The organism is Actinophytocola sp., from assembly GCF_036002505.1.
GTDB lineage: Bacteria > Actinomycetota > Actinomycetes > Mycobacteriales > Pseudonocardiaceae > DASYTH01.
In genome coordinates this window covers 1-2040 of the sequence record NZ_DASYTH010000219.1, presented here as the reverse complement: position 1 = coordinate 2040, position 2040 = coordinate 1, and the positions used below count along the sequence as shown (strand labels likewise).

The following is a 2040-nucleotide window of genomic DNA, read 5'->3' as shown; positions in this document are numbered from 1 at the left end:
TCTACAAGTCCAGCGACGCCGGCGAGCACTGGTACCTCGCGGTCCAGGGCCCTAACCCGCAGGCGGGCACCCCGGTGCGCCCGCCCGATCCCCGCCCCCTCGGCCGGATCGGCGGCGGCGACCTGCCGACCCTCGCGGTGGACCCCAGGAACGAGAACGTCGTCTACAGCGCCTCCACGGTGTTCTGGCGCACCGAAGATGGCGGTCTCACCTGGTCGGCGGTGCGCGGCGCGCCCGGCGGCGACGACTACCAGAAGGCCTGGATCAATCCGAACAACCCCAGCATCCTCCTCGCGGTGTCGGACCAGGGCGCCGTGATCTCCGCCAACCGCGGCAGGTCGTGGAGCAACTGGTACACGCAGCCCACCGCGGCGATGTATCACGTCACTGCCGATAACGCGTTCCCCTACCGGCTCTGTGGCGGGCAGCAGGACTCCGGCTCTGCCTGTGTGGACAGCCGCTCGATGGACGGCGAGATCACCTTCCACGACTGGCATCCGGTCAATATCCAGGAATACGGCATGGCCGCGCCGGATCCCAAGGACCCCGACATGGTATATGGCGGCCAGCGCAGCAACGTATCGCTCTACAACCGCAGGACCGGCCAGACCACACTGGTGGGCCCCGACCTGAGCGCACGCGGCCCCCATGGCGAGGTCTATAGCCGCAATGTGCGCACCATGCCCCTGGCCTGGTCACCGGCGGACCCTAACACGCTCTTCTATGCCTCCAACGTCGTCTGGAAGACCACCGACCGCGCCCATAGCTGGACCCGCGTCAGTCCCGATCTGGCGCGGCAGAGCTGGGATGTGCCCGCGAGCGCCGGCAAGTATGCCAGCGGAGTGACCCCTGCTCCGCAGGGTACGATCACGGCGCTCGCGCCCTCCGTCCGGAGCGTCAATCTCATCTGGGCGGGGACCGACGACGGGAACCTTCAGGTCACCATGGACGGCGGCGTGAAGTGGAGCAACGTCACGCCGGCGACCCTCAAGCCCTGGACCCGCATTTTCAACCTCGAGGCCGGCCACTTCGATCCGCTCACCGCCTACGCCGCCGCGAACACCCTCCGGATCGACGATGCGAACCCGCATTTCTGGCGCACCCACGACGGTGGCAAGAGCTGGACCGAGATCAACAACGGCATCGCCCCCGGCGCGGTCTCTAATTCGATTCGCGAGGATCCCAGGATAAAGGGTCTGCTCTACGCCGCCACCGACACCCAGGTCTGGGTCTCCTTCGATGACGGTGACCACTGGCAGTCGCTCCGGCTCGACATGCCGGCGATCTCGGTGCGCGACATCCAAGTGAAGGATGACAGCAGCTGCCTTTGCGCTGATCTGGTGGCTGGGACCCACGGCCGCGGCTTCTGGATTCTCGACGACATCACTCCGCTGCGGCAAGCCGCGGAAGCGCAAGCCGCAAGGACCGCGGGGTCGGCCTACCTCTTCAAGCCCGCCCCGGCGCTGCGGGTTCGCTTTGCCGCCAACGATCCCACGCCGTGGCCGCCGGAACTACCGGCCGGAGAGAATCCGCCTCCCGGGGCGATTCTCGATTACTACCTGCCCGCGGCCGCGGCCGGACCTGTCACGCTCGAGATCCTCGATGCGGCCGGCAAGCTGGTGCGTGGCTACTCGAGCAGCGATCCGGTTCCACCCGATCCCGCCCGCGACCCCGAAGCCTATAACAAGCTTTGCCAGCAGAATCCCTCCGCTCCGCATTGCGGCCTTCCGCTCTACTGGCCCGCCCCCGCGATGCCGCTTTCGGCAGAGGCGGGAATGCACCGCTTCGGCTGGGATCTCCGCTACGCACCCATCGCCGAAGGCGGAGCAGGAGGGGAGGCCATCGGCGCCGTGCCGCACCGAACGTACACGGTGGCCAATGCCCCCTGGGCGCCTTCTGGGAGCTACACGGTGCGGCTGACCGTCGGCGGCAAGAGCCTGCGCCAGCCCCTCGTGCTGCGGCTGGATCCGCGGGTTAGAACTCCTGCCACGAGCCTCGCCCAGCTGGCCACTCTCTCCCGCGAGATGTATGAAGGAGCGA

Annotated in this window: 1 protein-coding gene; it reads left to right on the top strand. The window is 67.8% G+C overall.

The features are described from left to right. The coding region (locus VGR06_RS19345) for a hypothetical protein (RefSeq protein WP_327560500.1) at positions 1-2040 on the top strand (2040 nt) is incomplete at both ends.